Raw genomic sequence first — 19,449 nt, 5'->3', positions numbered from 1 at the left:
GCCGGCGGGGACGGCGGGATGTGGGGCAATGGCGGCACCGGCGGTCATGGCGGCAACGCCACCGCGAGCGTTGGCGTGACTGGGGCCGCCGGGGCCGGCGGGTCCGGCGGCAACGCGGGGCTGATCGGCAACGGCGGTGACGCCGGCGTCGACGGCGCCGGCACCACCGCCACACTCGGCGGCACCGCGGGCAGGGCGGGGCTGCTCATCGGCAACGGCGGCACCGGCGGTACGGGCCAGGCCGGCGCCGACGCCGGCTTCTTCTACGGCAGCCCGGGCAACGGAGGCAACGGGAGCAACAACAGCGCCGTGATCATCGCCGGCGGTCGCGGCGGCAATGCCGGGCTGTTCGGCAACGGCGGCGCCGGGGGCAGCGGCCTCGCGGCAGGGGCCGGCGGCGACGGCGGCACCGGCGGAATGCTGTTCGGCGATGGCGGGGCCGGTGGCACCGGCGGCACCAACAATGGCGTTGGCGTGCCCGGCTTCGCCGGCGGCAACGGCGGAGCGGCCATCGGGCTGTTCGGTAACGGCGGGGCCGGCGGGGCGGGTGGCTCGGGAGCCGGCGCCTTCGGAACCGCACCCGGCAACGGCGGGGCCGGCGGGGCCGGCGGCCTGATCGGCAACGGGGGACGCGGCGGCGACGCCGGCGCCGGCGGGACGCCCGCCACCGGCGGTAACGGCGGCAGCGCCACCGTGATCGGCAACGGGGGCAACGGCGGGAACGGCTCGGACGGGGGCGCCGGGGGCGCCGGCGGCACCGGCGGGCTGCTTTCCGGCGCCAACGGGGTGAGCGGCGCGCCCTAGATGTAATGCCCGCGTCGGCAAAATTGCTAGGGTTGAGCGGAACAGACTCAACCTTGACGGCGTTAGACAACGCGACGAGCATTTTTGTTGGACCCGAACGGAGGTGTCGTGGACTCTTTCAACCCGACAACCAAGACGCAGGCGGCGCTCACGTCGGCCCTGCAGGCGGCCTCGGCCGCCGGTAACCCTGAGATCAGGCCGGCCCACCTGCTGTTGGCGCTGCTAACGCAGAACGACGGGATCGCCGCGCCGCTGCTGGAGGCTGTCGGCGTCGAGCCCGCTACCATCCGCACCGAAACGCAGCGGATTCTCGACCGGCTGCCCCAGGCCAGCGGCGCCAGCTCACAACCGCAGCTGTCGCGCGAATCGCTGGCCGCCATCACCACCGCGCAGCAGCTGGCCACCGAGATGGACGACGAGTACGTCTCGACCGAGCACCTGATGGTGGGCCTGGCCACGGGCGACTCCGACGTCGCCAAGCTGCTGACCGGGCACGGCGCGTCGCCGCAGGCGCTGCGGGAGGCGTTCGTCAAGGTCCGCGGCAGCGCGCGCGTCACCAGCGCCGACCCGGAGGCGACCTATCAGGCGCTGGAGAAGTACTCCACCGACCTGACCGCCCGCGCGAGGGAGGGCAAGCTCGACCCGGTCATCGGGCGCGACAACGAGATTCGGCGCGTCGTGCAGGTGTTGAGCCGTCGCACCAAGAACAACCCCGTGCTCATCGGCGAGCCCGGCGTCGGCAAGACGGCGATCGTCGAGGGCCTGGCCCAGCGCATCGTGGCCGGCGATGTGCCGGAGAGCCTGCGCGACAAGACCGTGATCGCGCTCGACCTCGGTTCGATGGTGGCCGGCGCGAAGTACCGCGGCGAGTTCGAGGAGCGGCTGAAGGCCGTCCTCGACGACATCAAGAACTCGGCCGGGCAGATCATCACGTTCATCGACGAGCTGCACACCATCGTCGGCGCGGGCGCGACCGGTGAGGGCGCGATGGACGCCGGCAACATGATCAAGCCGATGCTGGCCCGCGGCGAGCTGCGGCTGGTCGGCGCCACCACGCTCGACGAGTACCGCAAGTACATCGAGAAGGACGCCGCGCTGGAGCGGCGCTTCCAGCAGGTGTTCGTCGGTGAGCCGTCGGTGGAGGACACCGTGGGCATCCTGCGCGGGCTGAAGGACCGCTACGAGGTGCACCACGGTGTGCGCATCACCGACTCGGCCCTGGTGGCCGCCGCCACGCTGTCCGACCGCTACATCACCGCACGCTTCCTGCCGGACAAGGCCATCGACCTGGTCGACGAGGCCGCCAGCCGGCTGAAGATGGAGATCGACTCCCGGCCCGTCGAGATCGACGAGGTCGAGCGGCTGGTGCGCCGCCTCGAAATCGAGGAGATGGCGCTGGCCAAGGAGGAGGACGAGGCGTCCAAGGAGCGGCTGGAGAAGTTGCGCAGCGAGCTGGCCGACCAGAAGGAGAAGCTGGCCGAGCTGACCACCAGGTGGCAGAACGAGAAGAACGCGATCGACGCCGTGCGCGAGCTCAAGGAGCAGCTCGAGGCGCTGCGCGGGGAGTCCGAGCGCGCCGAGCGCGACGGCGACCTGGCCAAGGCCGCCGAGCTGCGCTACGGCCGGATCCCGGAGGTGGAGAAGAAACTCGAGGCCGCGCTGCCCCAGGCCGAGGCCCGCGAAAACGTGATGCTCAAGGAGGAGGTGGGTCCCGACGACATCGCCGAAGTGGTGTCCGCGTGGACCGGCATCCCCGCCGGCCGGATGCTCGAGGGCGAAACCGCCAAGCTGCTGCGCATGGAGGACGAGCTGGGCAAGCGCGTCGTCGGCCAGAAGCGGGCGGTGCAGGCCGTCTCCGACGCGGTGCGGCGTTCCCGCGCCGGCGTCGCGGACCCCAACCGGCCCACCGGATCGTTCATGTTCCTGGGACCCACCGGCGTCGGCAAGACCGAGCTGGCCAAGGCGCTGGCGGAGTTCCTCTTCGACGACGAACGCGCGATGGTCCGCATCGACATGAGCGAGTACGGCGAGAAGCACTCGGTGGCCCGGCTCGTCGGCGCCCCGCCCGGCTACATCGGCTACGACCAGGGCGGTCAGCTGACCGAGGCGGTGCGGCGCAGGCCGTACACGGTGATCCTGTTCGACGAGATCGAAAAGGCGCACCCCGACGTGTTCGACGTGCTGCTGCAGGTGCTCGACGAGGGCCGGCTGACCGACGGGCAGGGCCGCACGGTCGACTTCCGCAACACCATCCTGATCCTGACGTCCAACCTCGGGTCGGGCGGCGACGAGGAGCAGGTGATGGCGGCGGTGCGCGCGGCGTTCAAGCCGGAGTTCATCAACCGGCTCGACGACGTGATCATCTTCGCCGGCCTCGAACCGGGCGAGTTGGTGCAGATCGTCGACATCCAGCTGGCCCAGTTGCAGAAGCGACTCGCGCAGCGCCGCCTCACGCTCGAGGTGTCGCTGCCCGCCAAGCAGTGGCTGGCCCAGCGGGGCTTCGACCCGATCTACGGCGCGCGTCCGCTGCGCCGGTTGGTGCAGCAGGCGATCGGCGACCAGCTGGCCAAGATGCTGCTGGCCGGTGAGGTGCACGACGGGGACGTGGTGCCCGTCAACGTGAGCGCGGACGGCGACTCACTGGTCCTCGGCTGAGTTTCCCCGTGACCAGACGCAGAATCGCACGAGCGACGCGTCGCGCGTGCGATTCTGCTGGGGGCACCTCCCGCTTGCGGGGGACTGCTCGGCGCTTCCCGTAACTGGGTTGTGACCTGGTCGGTTTCTTCATTCCGGCCCAACAGCAGATACCCTGTGTGGGATGGTCCCCCTCTGGTTCACGCTCTCCGCGCTGTGCTTTGTCGGCGCGGGGGTGCTCCTGTACGTCGACATCGATCGACGCCGCGGGCGCAGCAGGCGTCGCAAGTCGTGGGCGCGATCGCACGGGTTCGACTACGAGCGCGAGTCCACCGACGTCCTGAAGCGCTGGAAGCGCGGCGTGATCTCGACGGTGGGCGACGTCCCGGCCCACAACGTCGTGCTCGGCCAGATCCGCGGCGAGGCGGTCTACATCTTCGACGTCGAGGAAGTCGCCACCGTGATCGCGCTGCACCGCAAGGTGGGCACCAACGTCGTCGTCGACCTGCGGCTCAAGGGGCTGAAAGAGCCACGGGAGAGCGACATTTGGCTGCTGGGCGCGATCGGGCCGCGGATGGTGTACTCCACCAACCTCGACGCGGCCCGGCGCGCCTGCGACCGCCGCATGGTCACCTTCGCGCACACCGCCCCCGACTGCGCCGAGATCATGTGGAACGAGCAGAACTGGACGTTGGTGGCCATGCCGATCTCGAGCACGCGCGCCCAGTGGGACGAAGGCCTGCGCACGGTGCGCCAATTCAACGACCTGTTGCGGGTGCTGCCGCCGGTGCCCCAGGAGGCCGCCGAGGCCGGAGCGCCGGCCGCCATTCGCAGCGCGGCGCCCGGTCGCCCGCTGGCGCCCGCCGGCCGGGTGGAGTTGCCCTCGCGGCGCTCGCAGCCCGACGTGTCCGGGCTGCTGGGCTCCGACGTCCAGGCGCCCCGGCGCGCCCCGCAGCCCGCGCGCCGCGAGCAGGCCCGCGCCGAGGGTCCGTCGGCGGGGCGCACCGACAACCTGCGCCGCCCGCCGCCGCCCGGGCGCAACGGCAATCAGGGCCCCAACTACCAGCGCTGATAACGCGCGGGGTGGGTCCGGTGACGGCTAGCTCGCCGTCACTACACTGTCGCTCATGCCTCGCCCCGTAGCCCTGATCACCGGGCCTACGTCCGGGATCGGCGCCGGCTACGCGCGGCGCTACGCACGTGACGGGTACGACCTGGTGCTGGTCGCCCGCGACGCCGACCGGTTGACCCGGTTGGCCGGCGAGCTCGAGGGCGAGGCCGGCGGCGTCGAGGTCCTGCCCGCCGACCTGGCGGAGCCGACCGGGCGCGCCAAGGTCGCCGACCGGCTCGCCGCCGGCGTTCGGGTGCTGGTGAACAACGCCGGCTTCGGTACCTCCGGCGAGTTCTGGGCCACCGATCCCGCGCTCCTGCAGTCGCAGCTCGACGTCAACGTCACCGCCGTCATGCACCTCACCCGCGCGGCCCTGCCGGCCATGCTCGACGCGGGCGCAGGCACCGTCATCAACATCGCCAGCGTCGCCGGGCTGGTGCCGGGGCGCGGGTCGACCTACTCGGCGTCGAAGGCGTGGGTGATCGCCTTCAGCGAGGGGCTGGCCGTCGGGCTGCAGGGCACCGGCGTCGGCGTGCACGCCGTGTGCCCCGGCTACGTGCACACCGAATTCCATTCGCGCGCAGGCATCGACATGGCCAAGCTGCCGTCGTTTTTGTGGCTCGAGGTCGACGACGTGGTCACCAAGAGCCTCGCCGATATCGCCCGCGGCAAGGTGATCAGCGTCCCCGGGCCGCAGTACAAGGCGATCGTCGCCGCCGGTCGGATGATGCCGCGGCGGCTGGCCCGCGTCGCAACCCGACGAGTCGGAGGCGGTCGTGGGCGAACTTGATCCGCGCGAGGAGCTGGCCGAGCTGGTGCGGCGGCTGTCGGTGGTGCACGGGCGGGTGACCCTGTCGTCGGGCAAGGAGGCCGACTACTACGTCGACCTGCGCCGCGCCACCCTGCACCACCGGGCCTCGGCGCTGATCGGCAGGCTGATGCGCGAGCTCACCGCGGACTGGGACTACGCGCTGGTCGGCGGGCTGACGCTGGGCGCCGATCCGGTGGCGACGGCGATCATGCATGCGCCCGGGCGTCCCATCGACGCGTTCGTCGTGCGCAAGTCGGCGAAAACCCATGGGCTGCAACGCCTCATCGAGGGCTGTGAGGTGGCCGGCCGCCGGGCCCTGGTGGTGGAGGACACGAGCACCACCGGCGCCTCGGCGCTGACGGCGGTGCGCGCGGTCCAGGAGGCGGGCGGCGAGGTGATGGGGGTGGCCACCGTGGTGGACCGCGCCACCGGCGCCGCCGAAGCCATCGAGGCCGAGGGGCTGCCGTACCGCAGCGTGCTCGGCCTGGCCGATCTGGGGCTGGTCTAGGTGGCGAGCGGGGTCATCGCATGCGCCAGGCGCCACAGCCACCCCCGGTGCCGCGCCGGCGTCGCGTTGTCGCTATGAGGTGGGCAAGCGAAAGACCGGCCGTCCCAGCGACTCCCGCGGCGTAAGTGACGATGTTTCGGGCGGCAATGCACGCGGCGCGCACCGTTTCTGCGGCAGCGGCGTGCGTGGCGATCTGCCTGGCGGGCTGCACGGGATCGCACCGACCGCCAAGCCCCTACGGCGCGCAGGGCGCGCGGCTCGGCGAATCGCTTTCGCTGCTGGGCTGGAACGTCTCGGTGTCGAACCTGCGCTGGAGCGGCGACTACGTGCTGGTCGACGTCGACGCGTCGCCGACCGATCCGCGCGCGGGACACGAGAAACCCGAGGACATCCGCTTCGGGCTCTACGGCGCGCTGGCGCACCCGATGGAATCCAACGCCCTGGGCAGCTGTGACCAGGCCATCCAGGCGACGACCACCGCGCGCGACATTCAGCGCCCCCTGGCGGCGCCGCCCAACCGGCTCACCGGCACGGTTTGCCTTGGGCCGCTTAAGGATCGAAGCCAGGTCCGCGGGGTGTACGCCTACTCGCCCCGCGACCGGATCCCCAACACCTCGGCGGCCTACCCCGCGGCGTTCCCGGTGGGGCTGCTGCCCACCAACACCAACGACACCGGCCTGACGGTCAAGACCGTCAGCCTGTCGGCCTGGCGCGCCGACGGCGCCCCGGTGACCAAGGCCCAGCTCGGCGACCCGGCCGCGTTCAACGGCAACGGCTACATGCTGCTGGGGCTGCAGGCCGACGCCGTCGCCGCCCGCTACCGCGACGAATCCGCCGCGCGGGGCGGGCCGATGATGCTGCTGGCGTCGCCGACGCTGCCCGGCCGGGGGCTCAACCCGGCCTGCGCGACGTACGGGTCGTCGGTGCTGATCCTGCCCGACGCGTCGCTGAACTCGGTGCGCGTCAACGCCTCGCTGTGCACCCAGGGCGAGATCAACGAGGCGCTGCTGTACGCGACCGTGGCGATCGACGGCACCCACGCCGGCGTGTGGACGCAGCCCGCAGGCCGATCATGAGCGAACCGGGCCCCACCGAATGGGGGACGGGGGCCGGCGGCGTCGGGCCCTGGCCGGGCGATCCCCCCGCCGACCCACGATACGACCCGAACCTGTTGCGCGACGGGGATTCTCGCAACGTCGTCGACGCCTACCGGTACTGGACCCGGGAAGCGATCATCGCCGACATCGACCGGCGCCGTCACCCGCTGCATGTGGCGATCGAGAACTTCGGCCACGACGCCAACATCGGCTCGGTGGTGCGCACCGCCAACGCGTTCGCGGTCGACACGGTGCACATCGTGGGGCGGCGGCGCTGGAATCGCCGCGGCGCCATGGTGACCGACCGCTATCAGCGGCTGCGTCACCACGACAGCACCGCCGAGCTGCTGGACTTCGCGGCGGGCGCCGGGCTGACCGTGATCGCGGTGGACAACGTCCCGGGCGCGGCCCGGCTGGAGGAGACCGCGCTGCCGCGCGAGTGTCTGTTGGTGTTCGGTCAGGAAGGGCCGGGCATCACCGACGACATCCGGGCCGGCGCGGCACTGACGGTGTCGATCGCCCAGTTCGGCTCCACGCGCAGCATCAACGCCGGCGTCGCGGCCGGGATCGCGATGCACGCCTGGGTCCGCCAGCACGGGGACCTGTCGCGGGCCTGGTAGCGCACCGGCTTTGAATCCTCGGTGCCGAATGTGCACCGGCGGCGGGGTTTCGGCGATTTTTCCGCCCCGGGCTCACACCCAAGGCCCAGCGCTCAGCTCCACAGCGTGACGTGCACCTTCGGGCGGAACCGGGTCACGCCGACGCCGGAGCCGCGGATCATCGCCTGCGTGCACCGCGGCGTGGTGATGAAGCGGACGAGCTCGGACACCGCGGGCTGGCGCACCGACGGCGCCAGCGTCGCCGCGCACCATTCGCCCGACCGGTCCAGCCCGGGACCGCTCACGTGCGTCAACCGCCCGGCCGCGAGGTCCTTGGCGACGGCGAAGCCGATCGTCAGCGCAACACCGCCGACCCGCTGCACCTCCTCGAGCGCGGCGGCGTCGCTCTGAAAAATCCGCTGCTGCGACTCCGGAATCGCCAAGTCGCGCAACATCGTTGCGATCTCGCCGTCGACGCCGCCGGCCGCCGGGCCGAGCATCCACTGTTGCTGGCGCAGCAGCGCCGGGGTCGGAAACCCCGCGGCCAGTGGGCTGTTCGGCGCCACGACGGCGATGATCTGGTATTTCAGAAACGGCCGCACGAAGATCGTGGGGTCGTGGCCGGTCGAATGCTCGCTCGCCGGGCCGATCGCGATGTCCACGGCGCGCGAGGCGACCAGGTCGCGGAACCGGCTGGTGGGGTGCACGCTCAGTTCCACCGACAGGTCGTCGGCCCGCGACGAGAACAGCTCGATCAGCCCCGGCGCGGCGTGCTCGGCGAACGCGCTGGAGGCCGCGATGCGCAGCAGCCTTCGCCCGTGCGCGGCCTCGGTGACCTCGATCGCGGTTTGTTGTTGCAGGCCCAGGATTTCGACCGCGCGGCTGGCCAGCCGCAGCCCGCCGGGCGTGAACGCCAGCCCCGCGCCCGTCCGGGTGAACAGCGGGTCGTCGAGCTCCTTGCGCAGCGCGGCCACGAGCATCGACACCCCCGCATCGGAAACACCCAGTTCCGCGGCCGCGGCGCGCACCGAACCCAACCGAACCACCGCCGAATAGGCCCGAAGTTGAGCCGGAGTCACGGATAAAGCCTACTTGTGGCCTAATTTGAAGGGGTGCGCGACGTGCTAGCCGAGCTGATGGCGATCTGGCGTGCCGGCGACACCGCGGGGCTCGGGACGGTGGTTCGGACGTTTCGGTCCGCGCCGCGGCCGCCGGGCGCCTCGATGGTGGTGGCGCCGGACGGCTCGGTGACCGGGTCGGTGTCGGGCGGCTGCGTCGAGGGCGCGGTCTATGAGCTGGCCACCGAGGTGGCCGAGACCGGGGCGCCGCGGCTGGAGCGCTACGGCGTCAGCGACGACGACGCGTTCGCCGTCGGGCTGACGTGCGGCGGCGTCATCGACGTCTTCGTCGAGCCGGTGTCGCGGGCGACGTTTCCCGAACTCGGGGCGGTGGCCGACGACGTCGGCGAGCACCGCGCGGTGGCGGTCGCGACGGTCATCGCCCACCCGGACGCGGCGTGGGTCGGTCGCCGCCTCGTCATCCGCCCCGGCCAGCTGGCCGGGTCGTTGGGGTCGGCCCGCGCCGACGCCGCCGTCGCCGACGACGCGCGCGGCCTGCTGGCGGTGGGCCGCAGCGAGGTCCTCAAGTACGGGCCCGACGGGCAGCGGCTGGGCGAGGGCATGGAGGTCTTCGTGTCCAGCTACGCGCCGCGCCCGCGGATGCTGGTGTTCGGCGCCATCGACTTCGCCGCGGCGCTGGCGCAGCAGGGATCGCTTCTGGGCTACCGGGTCACCGTCTGCGACGCCCGCGCGCTGTTCGCCACGCCGGTCCGCTTCCCGACGGCCGACCGCGTCGTCGTCGACTGGCCGCACCGCTACCTCGCCGCGGAGGCGGAGGCGGGCGCCGTCGACGAGAGCACGGTGATCTGCGTGCTCACCCACGACCCCAAGTTCGACGTCCCGGTGCTCGAGGTGGCGCTGCGGCTGCCGCGGGTCGGCTACGTGGGCGCGATGGGGTCACGCCGCACCCACGACGACCGGATCAACCGGCTGCGGGCCGCGGGGCTGACCGACGCCGAGCTGGACCGGCTGCGCAGCCCCATCGGCCTGGATCTCGGCGCCCGCACCCCCGAGGAGACCGCGGTGTCCATCGCCGCCGACATCATCGCCAAGCGCTGGGGCGGCGGCGGCCGCCCGCTGGCCGAGACCGCCGGGCGGATCCACCACGACACGCAAGCGAAAGACCCGCAGGTGAAGGGCGACTTAAACGATTACTTAACTCGCTATTGACGGGTGTCTGGCCGGGGCCGACACTGCTGCAATGCAAGTACCGGGACCCTTCGAATACGAACGTGCAACCAGCGTCGACCACGCCGTCGGCCTGCTGGATCGGCTGGGCGAGGGCGCGCGGGTGATCGCCGGCGGGCACAGCCTGCTGCCGATGATGAAGCTGCGCATCGCCAACCCCGAGTACCTCGTCGACATCAACGACCTGGCCCCCGAGCTCGGCTACGTGATCACCGATCCGACGCTGGTGCGCATCGGCGCCATGACCCGCCACCGCGAGATCCTGGAGTCCGAGACCCTGGCCGCGGTGTGCCCGATCTTCCGCGACGCCGAACGGGTGATCGCCGACCCCGTGGTCCGCAACCGCGGCACCCTGGGCGGGTCGCTGTGCCAGGCGGATCCGGCCGAGGACCTGGTGACGGTCTGCACCGTGCTAGGAGCGGTCTGCCTGGCGCGGGGCCCCGACGGCGAACGCGAGATACCGATCGACGAGTTCGTCGCCGGACCCTACGAAACCACCCTGGCCTACAACGAGATCCTGGTCGAGACCCGGATCCCGGTGCGGCTCAACAGCTCCAGCGCCTACGCCAAGGTGGAACGCCGGGTCGGCGACTGGGCGGTGGCGGCGGCGGGCGCGAGCCTCACGCTCGACGGGGACGCGATCGCGGCCGCGCGCGTGGGCCTGACGGCGGTCAACCCCGACCCGGCCGCGCTGGCCGAACTCGCCGCGGGCCTGGTCGGCAGGCCGGCCACCGACGAGGTGTTCGCCGGGGCGGGCCGCCGCGCCGCCGAGGCCTGCGACCCGGCCACCGACATCCGCGGCAGCGCGGAATACAAGCGGCACCTGGCCTCCGAACTGACGATCCGCACGTTGCGCCGCGCCGCCGAGCGGGTCGGCGAACAAAGGAGCAACTGATCATGCAGGTGAACATGACCGTCAACGGCGAGCAGGTGAGCGCCGAGGTCGAACCGCGGATGCTGCTGGTGCACTTCCTGCGGGATCAGTTGCGGCTCACCGGAACCCATTGGGGCTGCGACACCAGCAACTGCGGCACGTGCGTGGTCGACGTGGACGGCGTGCCGGTGAAGTCGTGCACGATGCTGGCCGTGATGGCGTCCGGCCACAGCGTCCGGACCGTAGAAGGACTGGCCGCAGACGGCCGCCTCGACCCGGTCCAGGAGGGCTTCATGCGCTGCCACGGGCTGCAGTGCGGCTTTTGCACCCCGGGCATGATGATCACCGCCCGCGCCCTGCTGGACCGCGACCCCAACCCCGACGAGGAGACCATCCGCGAGGCGATCTCCGGGCAGATCTGCCGCTGCACCGGATACACCACGATCGTGCGCTCCATCCAGTGGGCGGCCCAGCACAGTTCCGCGGAGGTGACGTCGTGACCACCATCGAGTCCCGGCCGCCGTCGCCCGAAGATCTGGCCGACAACGACCAAAAGCCGTGCGGCCATGGGCGGATGCTGCGCAAGGAGGACCCGCGCTTCATCCGCGGCCGCGGCACCTACGTCGACGACGTCGCGTTGCCGGGCATGCTGCACCTGGCCATCCTGCGCTCGCCGTACGCCCACGCCCGCATCGCGGGCATCGACGTGACCGCGGCCCTTGCCCATCCGAAGGTCAAGGCCGTCGTGACGGGCGCGGACCTGGCCGACAAGGGCCTGGCGTGGATGCCGACGCTGTCCAACGACGTGCAGGCCGTGCTGGCCACCGACAAGGTGCGCTTCCAGGGCCAGGAGGTGGCGTTCGTCGTTGCCGAGGACCGCTATTCGGCCCGCGACGCACTCGAGCTGATCGACGTCGACTACGACCCGCTGGACCCCGTCGTCGACGTCCGCAGGGCGCTCGAGGAGTCGGCCCCGGTGATCCGGACCGACCTGGACGGCAAGACCGACAACCACATCTTCGACTGGGAAACCGGCGACGCCGCGGCCACCGAGGCGGCGTTCGCCAAGGCCGACGTCGTCGTCGAGCAGGAGATCGTCTACCCCCGGGTGCACCCGGCGCCGATGGAAACCTGTGGCGCGGTGGCCGATTTGGATCCGGTGACCGGCAAGCTGACGCTGTGGACCACCTCGCAGGCCCCGCACGCGCACCGCACCCTGTACGCCCTGGTCGCCGGGCTGCCCGAACACAAGATCCGGGTGATTTCGCCCGACATCGGCGGCGGCTTCGGCAACAAGGTGCCGATCTACCCCGGCTACGTGTGCGCGATCGTCGGCTCGCTTTTGCTGGGCAAGCCGGTGAAATGGATGGAGGACCGCAGCGAGAACCTGACCTCCACCAGCTTCGCGCGCGACTACATCATGCTCGGCGAGATCGCCGCGACCAAAGACGGGAAGATCCTGGCGATCCGGTCCAACGTGCTGGCCGACCACGGCGCGTTCAACGGCCAGGCGGCGCCCACGAAATACCCCGCCGGGTTCTTCGGGGTGTTCACCGGCAGCTACGACCTCGAGGCCGCCTACTGCCACATGACCGCCGTGTACACCAACAAGGCGCCGGGCGGGGTGGCCTACGCGTGCTCGTTCCGCATCACCGAGGCGGTGTACTTCGTCGAGCGGCTGGTGGACTGTCTGGCCTTCGAGCTCAAGTTGGACCCGGCGGAGCTGCGGCTGCGAAACCTGTTGCGGCCCGATCAGTTTCCGTACCAGAGCAAGACCGGCTGGACGTACGACTCCGGTGACTACGAGGCCACCATGCGCAAGGCCATGGACATGATCGGCTACGACGCGCTGCGCGCCGAGCAGAAGGAGCGGCGCGCGCGCGGCGAGCTGATGGGCATCGGCATGGCGTTCTTCACCGAGGCCGTCGGCGCGGGGCCGCGCAAGGACATGGACATCCTCGGCCTCGGCATGGCCGACGGATGCGAGCTGCGGGTGCACCCGACCGGCAAAGCCGTTGTGCGACTGTCGGTTCAGACGCAGGGGCAGGGGCACGAGACGACGTTCGCGCAGATCGTCGCCGAGGAGCTGGGCATCCCCCCCGACGACATCGAGGTCGTGCACGGCGACACCGACCAGACGCCGTTCGGGCTGGGCACCTACGGCAGCCGTTCCACCCCGGTGTCGGGCGGCGCGGCGGCGCTGGTCGCCCGCAAGGTCCGCGACAAGGCGAAGATCATCGCGTCGGGCATGCTCGAGGTCTCGGTCGCCGACCTGGAATGGGAGAAGGGCACGTTTCGGGTCAAGGGCGACCCGTCGGCGTCGGTGACCATCGCCGACATCGCGATGCGCGCGCACGGCGCCGGCGACCTGCCCGAGGGCATCGAGGGCGGTCTGGACGCCGAGGTCTGCTACAACCCGGAGAACCTGACCTACCCCTACGGCGCGTATTTCTGTGTGGTGGACGTGGATCCGGGCACCGCGGTGGTCAAGGTGCGGCGCTTCCTGGCCGTGGACGACTGCGGCACGCGGATCAACCCGATGATCATCGAGGGCCAGGTGCACGGGGGCATCGTCGACGGCATCGGGATGGCGCTGATGGAGATGATCGCGTTCGACGACGAGGGCAACTGCCTGGGCGGCTCGCTGATGGATTACCTGATCCCGACCGCGGTCGAGGTGCCGCACCTGGAGACCGGCCACACCGTGACCCCGTCGCCCCATCATCCGATCGGCGCGAAGGGCATCGGCGAGTCGGCCACCGTGGGTTCGCCCCCGGCCGTGGTGAACGCGGTGGTGGATGCGTTGGCGCCGTTCGGGGTTCGGCACGCCGACATGCCGCTGACCCCGTCGCGGGTGTGGGAGGCCATGCAGGGCAGGGCGAGGCCGCCGATCTAGCGCCGCGACGATGCAGAGCGATGAGGAGGAGCGGCGCAATCAAGCAGATGACGATCAGTGAGCGGGCTCAGCAGCTGTTGGCGGCACGGACACCGTTCGTGCGCGCGACCGTGGTGCGGGCCCAGCCGCCCACGTCGTCCTTCCCCGGCGACGAGGCCATCGTGCTCGCGGACGGCACGATCGAGGGTTTTGTCGGCGGTCAGTGCGCGCAGAACTCCGTCCGCAAGGCCGGGCTGGGGGCGCTGCAGGCCGGCGAAAGCGTGTTGCTGCGCGTGCTTCCCGACGGCGACGTGCACTTTCCGGAGGCGCCCGGAGCGTGCGTCGTCGTCAACCCCTGCCTGTCCGGCGGGTCGCTGGAGATCTTCTTGACACCGCAGCTGCCGGCGCCGCTGATCCGCATCCACGGGGCCACCCCGATCGCCGACGCGCTGGCCCAGCTGTGTGCGGTGCTCGGCTACGACGTCGAGCGCGACGACGACCCTGTCGACGCGGGCGCCACCGCCGTCGTCATCGCCAGCCATGGCGGCCCGGAAGCCGAAATCATCCGCGCCGCACTGGATCACGGCGTCGCCTACATCGGGCTGGTGGCCAGCAGGGTGCGCGGCGCATCGATCCTGGGCCAGCTCGAACTCTCCGATGCCGAACGAGCCCGCATCCACACCCCGGTCGGGCTGGACATCGGCGCCAAGACCCCGGCCGAGATCGCGGTGTCGATCGCCGCCGAGCTCGTCGCCGGCATCCGCGGCGGCGACCTGGGCCGTCCCGTCACGGCGGCCCCGACGGCGCCCGCCCCGCAACAGGCCGTCGACCCGGTGTGCGGCATGACGGTGACCATCGGGCCCGACACCGAGCACCTGCGGCGGGCCGGCGTGGACTACTGGTTCTGCGGCGCGGGGTGCCGCACGGCGTTCGCGGGGAAAGCCGGCGCATGACGCCGGCGGTGTTCGGCGACGTCGATGACGTCATCGCCCGGTTCGACGCGCGCGACTACCTGCTCGACACCGGAACCGCGTCCGCGATCTATCTGGCCGTTACGCTCGGCCGACCGCTGCTGCTCGAGGGGGAACCCGGGGTCGGCAAGACGACGGCGGCGAAAACCCTTGCCGCGGTGCTGGATACCGAGCTGGTACGGCTGCAGTGTTACGAGGGATTGACCGCCAACGAGGCGCTGTACGACTGGAACTACCAACGCCAGCTGCTGTCGATCCGGCTGGCCGAGGCCCGAGGGGCCGCGATTGACGAGGCGGACCTGTACACCGAGGCCTACCTGGTCGACCGGCCCATCCTGCGCTGCGTGCGCCACCGCGGTCCCGCCCCGCCCGTGCTGCTCATCGACGAAATCGACCGCGCCGACGACGAATTCGAGGCCCTGCTGCTCGAGTTCCTCGGCGAGTCCGCGGTCACCGTGCCCGAGCTGGGCACCTTCGTCGCCGAGCGGCCGCCGATCGCGGTGCTGACCTCCAACCGCAGCCGCGACCTGCACGACGCGCTGCGCCGCCGCTGCCTGTACCACTGGATCGACTACCCCGAGCCGGCCCGGGCCGCCGCGATCGTCCGCCGGACGGTGCCCGGGGCGACGGCGCCGCTGATCGAGCACGCCACCCAGTTCGTCGGCCGCGCGCGCGATCTCGACCTGGACAAGCCGCCCGGGGTCGCCGAGACCATCGACTGGGTCGCCGCGCTGGTATCGCTGGGCGTCGCCGACCTCGTCGACCAAAATGCCGTGACCAGCCTGGGGGCGCTGGCCAAGACACCCGACGACCGTACTCTGATTCGCGACGCGTACACCGAATACAGCCGCACCTGAGAGGACCACCGCATGAAGATCGCCAACCAGTTCACCGTCAGCGCGCCCATCGATCAGGCCTGGGACGTGCTGTGCGACCTGGAACAGGTGATCCCGCTGATGCCCGGGGCCCAGCTGACCGGCCACGAGGGCGACGACTACCTGGGCAAGGTCAAGGTCAAGGTCGGCCCGGTGACCAGCGAGTTCAGCGGCAAGGTGCACTTCGTCGAGCTGGACCGCGACCAGTACCGCGCGGTCATCGACGGCAAGGGCAAGGAAGCGCGCGGGACCGGCAACGCGGCCGCCACGGTCACCGCCCAATTGCAGGCGGACGGGGACCGCACCAGCGTCACCGTCGACACCGACCTGAAGATCGTCGGCAAGCTGGCCCAGTTCGGCAGCGGCATGCTGCAACAGGTTTCGGAGAAGCTGCTGGGCCAGTTCGTGGAATCGCTGGAGGCGGAGCTGGCGGCGAAGAACGCACCGACGCCGGCGAGCCCCGAGGGCCCGGCGGCGGCCGACTCTGCCCCCGGACCGCGCCACGCGGCCCCCGAGCCGGAGCCCATCGACCTGCTCGACCTCGCCGGCGGCGACCAGCTCAAGAAGTACGGCGCCGCCGCGGCGGCGCTGCTCGCCGTCCTGGTGCTGATCTGGCTGCTGCGCCGGCGGCGCTAGCGGCTCGTGAGCACCCCGCTGCTGTTACCGGGCGTCGACCTGGCGGCGTTCGCCGCCGCGATGGTGGCCCGGCTGCGCGGCGCGGGGGTGCTGGTGTCCGCCAACGGCCAGGCCGGCTTCGTGCGGGCGCTGCGGCAGCTGGTGCCCGACACCACGTCGGCGCTGTATTGGGCCGCCCGGCTGACCCTGGTCAACCGGATGGAGGACCTCGCCGCCTTCGACGCCGTCTTCGCGGCGGTGTTCGGCGCCGTGACGCCCGACGACGGGGCGGGCCCCGCGCCGGTCCTGCCCCTGCCGGGCCCCAAGACGCCCGCGGCCGGCGCGCTGCGGCGCGCGGGGGGCCCGCCGAATGCCGGCTCCCCACGCCTGCCCTGGGCCACCCGCGCCAGCGCCGACCCGGCCGGCGCCGCGGATGTGGGCGCCCTGTTGCCGGATCCGCTGCCCAGCCGCCTGGCCGCGCGCGCCGACGAACCCTTCGACCGCTTCGACGCGCAAGACCTTCGCCTGCTCGGGGCCTGGCTGGAGGCCACCGTCGCGCGCTGGCCGCGCCGGCGCAGCATGCGCTCCGAGCTCAGCGCGGCCGGCAAGCGCATCGACTTGCGGGCCACGATGGACGCGTCGCGTGCGACCGGCTGGGAATCGGTGATCCTGGCGCGCACGCGGCCCCGCCGCCGGCCCCGCCGGGTCGTGCTGGCCTGCGACGTGAGCCGCTCGATGCAGCCCTATGCCGCGATCTATCTGCACCTGATGCGGGCGGTGATGCGCCAGGGGGGCGTGCGCCCCGAGGTCTTCGCGTTCTCGACGTCGCTGACCCGGCTCACCGCGGTGCTGTCGCACCGCTCGGCGGAGGTGGCGGTGCAGAAAGCCAACGCGAAGGTCACCGACCGCTACGGCGGCACGTTCATCGGCCGCAGCGTTGGGGCGTTGTTGGCGCCGCCGCACGGCAACGCGCTGCGCGGCGCGGTGGTGATCATCGCCTCCGACGGCTGGGACAGCGAACCGCCCGACGTGCTCGCCCGGGCGATGGCCAGGCTGCGCCGCCGCGCCGCGATCGTGGTGTGGCTCAATCCCCGTGCGGCACAACGGGAATTCGAGCCGCTGGCAGGCTCGATGGCCGTGGCCCTGCCCTATTGCGACCTGTTTCTGCCGGCGCACTCGCTGACCGGGATGCGCCAATTGCTGCTCGCGTTGTGTCTTTGAGGGCGACACCCGAGCGGCCGATTTCGCGGGCCCCGCCCACCAGCGCCGCGGCGACCGACGCCGCCGTCGGGTAGTCGAGGCCGTCGGGCGGATGGATGTTGGAGATGCAGTTGCGGTCCGCGTCGGTGAGGCCCGGCGCCGGGCGATGCGTCAGGTAGATGCCCAGACTGTCGGCGACCGACAGCCCCGGGCGCTCGCCGATGAGGACGAGAACCGTTGTGACACCGAGGGCGTGACCGACGTGGTCCCCGAGCGCGACCCGCGCCTGGGTCGCGATGACCGGCGGGGCGATCCGGTAGCGGTTGTCGAATTCGCGGATCAGCGCGTCGACCATGCCCGCGGCGTGGTCGGTCAGGGCGCGCGGCGAGAGGCCGTCGGCGAGGACGAACCCGATGTCCGCCTTCGTCTTTGGCAGGCCCGAGAGGTCGGCCGGGCTGCGGCCGAGGTCGGGCCGGCGCAGGTACTCGCTCCGCGATCGCGCCCGGCTGCGCACCCGCAGCGGCGCGTCGATGCCCTCGATGTTCAAGTCGCGCAGCCGCCGCACGAGGCCGTCGACGTCGAGCGGGTCGTGCACGGCGTCGCGCGCCGCGGCGTGCGCGGCCTGAAACTCCAGCACCCGCCGGGTGGGCAGCGAGTTCCCCGCCCGCCCGAGCCCGATGCGCGCCCGCGTGGTCGCCCGCAGCGGCGCCCAGACGTCGTTGACCGCCGGCGGCTTTCGAGCGCTCATCAGCCGGCGGCCAGCGCCCGCAGCGGAGACGCCGCGAGGTCGACGGGCAGGATCCGGCCGTCGGCGTCGGCCATGCCCAGGCCGGCCAACCAGGCCTCGAATTCCGGCGCGGGACGCAGCCCCAAGGCTTTTCGTACGTACAGCGCATCGTGAAACGACAGGCTCTGGTAGCCGAGCATGATGTCGTCGGCACCGGGAACGGTGATGACGAACGCGGTGCCCGCCGCGCCCAGCAGGGTCAGCAGCGTGTCCATGTCGTCCTGGTCGGCTTCGGCGTGGTTGGTGTAGCAGACGTCGACACCCATCGGCAGGCCGAGCAGTTTCCCGCAGAAGTTGTCCTCCAGCCCGGCGCGGATGATCTGCTTGCCGTCGTAGAGGTACTCCGGCCCGATGAACCCGACCACGGTGTCAACCAGCAACGGCTGCAGCGCGCGGGCCACCGCGTAGGCGCGCGCCTCCAGCGTCTGCTGATCGACCGGCCGGTCACCCACGCCGAGGTGGGCCCCGGCCGACAGGGCCGCGCCCTGACCCGTCTCGAGGTACATGACGTTGTCGCCGACGGTGCCGCGGCGCAGCGACCGGGCGGCCTCGTTGGCTTCGGCCAACATCGCGATCGAGGTCCCGAACGAGGCGTTGGCGCCCTCGGTGCCGCCGATCGACTGGAAAACCAGGTCGACCGGCGCGCCCCGGTCGATCAGTTCCATCGTGGTGGTGACGTGGCACAGCACGCATGACTGAAAGGGAATCGCGAACCGCTGGCGAATGTCGTCGAGCAGGCCCAGCAGGTCGCTCGCCGCGTGCGGCGAGTCGGTCGCCGGGTTGATCCCGATCACCGCGTCGCCGCAGCCCAGCACCAGGCCGTCGAGCATCGCAGCGGCGATCCCGCGCGGGTCGTCGGTGGGGTGGTTGGGTTGCAATCGGGTGGCGAGCGTGCCGGGCAGCCCGATCGTGGTCCGGAAGGCCGCGGTCGTCGTCGCCGCGGCGGCCACCAGGATCAGGTCCTGGTTGCGCATGATCTTCGACACCGCGGCAACCATTTCCGGCGTCAGCCCCGGGGAAATCGCGGCGATCCGCGCGGTCGCGTCGTCGCGGGACGCCGCGTCCAGCAGCCAGTCGCGGAAGCCACCCACGGTCAGGTCCGCGACCGGGCCGAACGCTTCGGCGTCGTGGCCGTCGATGATCAGCCGGGTGACTTCGTCGGTCTCATACGGCACGACCGCCTCGCTGAGGAAAGTCGCCAGGGGTATGTCGGCCAGCACCCAGGCGGCCGCGGCCCGTTCCGCGTCGGAGCCCGCGGCACAACCCGCGAGCTGGTCACCGGAACGCAGCGGCGTCGCCTTCGCCATCACGTCGACCAGCCCGTCGAAGGAGTGGGAGGTCCCCGAAATGGTTTGCCGGTAGCGCATATTTCAGTATGAGGC

16 protein-coding genes and 2 pseudogenes are annotated in these 19,449 nt (G+C 71.7%); 15 read left to right on the top strand and 3 right to left on the bottom strand.

All coding sequences use genetic code 11. From position 1 onward, the window contains the following. The first annotated feature begins 18 nt into the window (after positions 1–18). The 7 genes from BST11_RS27590 (at position 19) to BST11_RS11075 (ending at position 7,585) form a co-directional block, all read left to right on the top strand. Complete coding sequence (locus BST11_RS27590; RefSeq protein ID WP_483406803.1) at positions 19–804, top strand: PGRS repeat-containing protein; 786 nt, start codon at positions 19–21, stop codon at positions 802–804. 108 nt (positions 805–912) lie between these two features. Then, complete coding sequence (gene clpB, locus BST11_RS11100; protein WP_083138034.1) at positions 913–3,459, top strand: ATP-dependent chaperone ClpB; 2,547 nt, start codon at positions 913–915, stop codon at positions 3,457–3,459. A 163-nt stretch (positions 3,460–3,622) separates the two neighbouring features. Then, entirely contained in the window at positions 3,623–4,510 is an 888-nt protein-coding gene (gene ttfA / locus BST11_RS11095) for a trehalose monomycolate transport factor TtfA (protein WP_083138033.1), read from the top strand. A gap of 55 nt (positions 4,511–4,565) precedes the next feature. Further along, on the top strand, positions 4,566–5,339 hold the full coding sequence (locus BST11_RS11090; protein ID WP_083138032.1) for an SDR family NAD(P)-dependent oxidoreductase: 774 nt from the start codon (positions 4,566–4,568) through the stop codon (positions 5,337–5,339). Continuing rightward, positions 5,326–5,868, top strand: a complete 543-nt coding sequence (gene pyrE / locus BST11_RS11085; RefSeq protein WP_083138031.1) for an orotate phosphoribosyltransferase — start codon at positions 5,326–5,328, stop codon at positions 5,866–5,868. Before BST11_RS11090 ends, pyrE begins: the two co-directional genes overlap by 14 nt. A 146-nt stretch (positions 5,869–6,014) precedes the next feature. Then, positions 6,015–6,944, top strand: a complete 930-nt coding sequence (locus BST11_RS11080) for a hypothetical protein (RefSeq protein ID WP_083138030.1) — start codon at positions 6,015–6,017, stop codon at positions 6,942–6,944. Beyond that, on the top strand, positions 6,941–7,585 hold the full coding sequence (locus BST11_RS11075) for a TrmH family RNA methyltransferase (RefSeq protein ID WP_083138038.1): 645 nt from the start codon (positions 6,941–6,943) through the stop codon (positions 7,583–7,585). The genes BST11_RS11080 and BST11_RS11075 overlap by 4 nt, the downstream gene beginning before the upstream one ends. Before the next feature lie 92 nt (positions 7,586–7,677). On the opposite strand, the gene BST11_RS11070 is transcribed toward BST11_RS11075, so the two are convergent. Continuing rightward, on the bottom strand, positions 7,678–8,643 hold the full coding sequence (locus BST11_RS11070) for a LysR family transcriptional regulator (RefSeq protein WP_083138029.1): 966 nt from the start codon (positions 8,641–8,643) through the stop codon (positions 7,678–7,680). A 33-nt stretch (positions 8,644–8,676) separates the two neighbouring features. Between BST11_RS11070 and BST11_RS11065 the strand changes: the two genes are divergently transcribed. From BST11_RS11065 to BST11_RS11030, 8 genes and pseudogenes are all read left to right on the top strand, one after another. Next, positions 8,677–9,852, top strand: a complete 1,176-nt coding sequence (locus BST11_RS11065) for an XdhC family protein (RefSeq protein WP_083138028.1) — start codon at positions 8,677–8,679, stop codon at positions 9,850–9,852. Positions 9,853–9,883: 31 nt separating this feature from the next. Next, positions 9,884–10,765: an FAD binding domain-containing protein gene (locus BST11_RS11060; RefSeq protein ID WP_083138027.1), complete on the top strand. Its 882-nt coding sequence runs from the start codon at positions 9,884–9,886 to the stop codon at positions 10,763–10,765. Between the two features lie 2 nt (positions 10,766–10,767). Next, entirely contained in the window at positions 10,768–11,244 is a 477-nt protein-coding gene (locus BST11_RS11055) for a (2Fe-2S)-binding protein (RefSeq protein ID WP_083138026.1), read from the top strand. Further along, a complete protein-coding gene (locus tag BST11_RS11050; protein ID WP_083138025.1) occupies positions 11,241–13,640 on the top strand; it encodes an aerobic carbon-monoxide dehydrogenase large subunit in 2,400 nt (799 codons plus the stop codon). Before BST11_RS11055 ends, BST11_RS11050 begins: the two co-directional genes overlap by 4 nt. A 47-nt stretch (positions 13,641–13,687) precedes the next feature. Beyond that, positions 13,688–14,389: pseudogene (locus tag BST11_RS11045) on the top strand (XdhC family protein); the annotation flags it as partial. 179 nt (positions 14,390–14,568) lie between these two features. Then, a complete protein-coding gene (locus BST11_RS11040; protein WP_083138023.1) occupies positions 14,569–15,447 on the top strand; it encodes an AAA family ATPase in 879 nt (292 codons plus the stop codon). Positions 15,448–15,459: 12 nt separating this feature from the next. Beyond that, a complete protein-coding gene (locus tag BST11_RS11035; RefSeq protein WP_083138022.1) occupies positions 15,460–16,101 on the top strand; it encodes an SRPBCC family protein in 642 nt (213 codons plus the stop codon). A gap of 6 nt (positions 16,102–16,107) precedes the next feature. Then, on the top strand, positions 16,108–17,301 hold the full coding sequence (locus BST11_RS11030) for a vWA domain-containing protein (protein WP_083138021.1): 1,194 nt from the start codon (positions 16,108–16,110) through the stop codon (positions 17,299–17,301). On the opposite strand, the pseudogene eutC reads toward BST11_RS11030, so the two are convergent. Together eutC and BST11_RS11020 are read right to left on the bottom strand one after the other, a co-directional pair. Continuing rightward, positions 17,270–18,028: pseudogene (gene eutC, locus BST11_RS11025) on the bottom strand (ethanolamine ammonia-lyase subunit EutC); the annotation flags it as partial. The gene BST11_RS11030 and the pseudogene eutC sit on opposite strands and share 32 nt — an antisense overlap. Beyond that, positions 18,028–19,434: an ethanolamine ammonia-lyase subunit EutB gene (locus tag BST11_RS11020; protein ID WP_083138019.1), complete on the bottom strand. Its 1,407-nt coding sequence runs from the start codon at positions 19,432–19,434 to the stop codon at positions 18,028–18,030. The pseudogene eutC and the gene BST11_RS11020, both read right to left, overlap by 1 nt. Between the last annotated feature and the right edge of the window lie 15 nt (positions 19,435–19,449).

The organism is Mycobacterium alsense (assembly GCF_002086635.1).
Taxonomy (GTDB): Bacteria; Actinomycetota; Actinomycetes; order Mycobacteriales; family Mycobacteriaceae; genus Mycobacterium; species Mycobacterium alsense.
This window is presented reverse-complemented; position numbering and strand designations above follow the sequence as displayed.

Coding starts and splice junctions, on each gene's coding strand:
- BST11_RS27590 (WP_483406803.1), top strand. CDS start 19: ATGTGGGGCAATGGCGGCACCGGCGGTCATGGCGGCAACGCCACCGCG.
- BST11_RS11040 (WP_083138023.1), top strand. CDS start 14,569: ATGACGCCGGCGGTGTTCGGCGACGTCGATGACGTCATCGCCCGGTTC.
- BST11_RS11060 (WP_083138027.1), top strand. CDS start 9,884: ATGCAAGTACCGGGACCCTTCGAATACGAACGTGCAACCAGCGTCGAC.
- BST11_RS11035 (WP_083138022.1), top strand. CDS start 15,460: ATGAAGATCGCCAACCAGTTCACCGTCAGCGCGCCCATCGATCAGGCC.
- BST11_RS11090 (WP_083138032.1), top strand. CDS start 4,566: ATGCCTCGCCCCGTAGCCCTGATCACCGGGCCTACGTCCGGGATCGGC.
- BST11_RS11020 (WP_083138019.1), bottom strand. CDS start 19,434: ATGCGCTACCGGCAAACCATTTCGGGGACCTCCCACTCCTTCGACGGG.
- ttfA (WP_083138033.1), top strand. CDS start 3,623: ATGGTCCCCCTCTGGTTCACGCTCTCCGCGCTGTGCTTTGTCGGCGCG.
- BST11_RS11080 (WP_083138030.1), top strand. CDS start 6,015: ATGCACGCGGCGCGCACCGTTTCTGCGGCAGCGGCGTGCGTGGCGATC.
- BST11_RS11055 (WP_083138026.1), top strand. CDS start 10,768: ATGCAGGTGAACATGACCGTCAACGGCGAGCAGGTGAGCGCCGAGGTC.
- BST11_RS11075 (WP_083138038.1), top strand. CDS start 6,941: ATGAGCGAACCGGGCCCCACCGAATGGGGGACGGGGGCCGGCGGCGTC.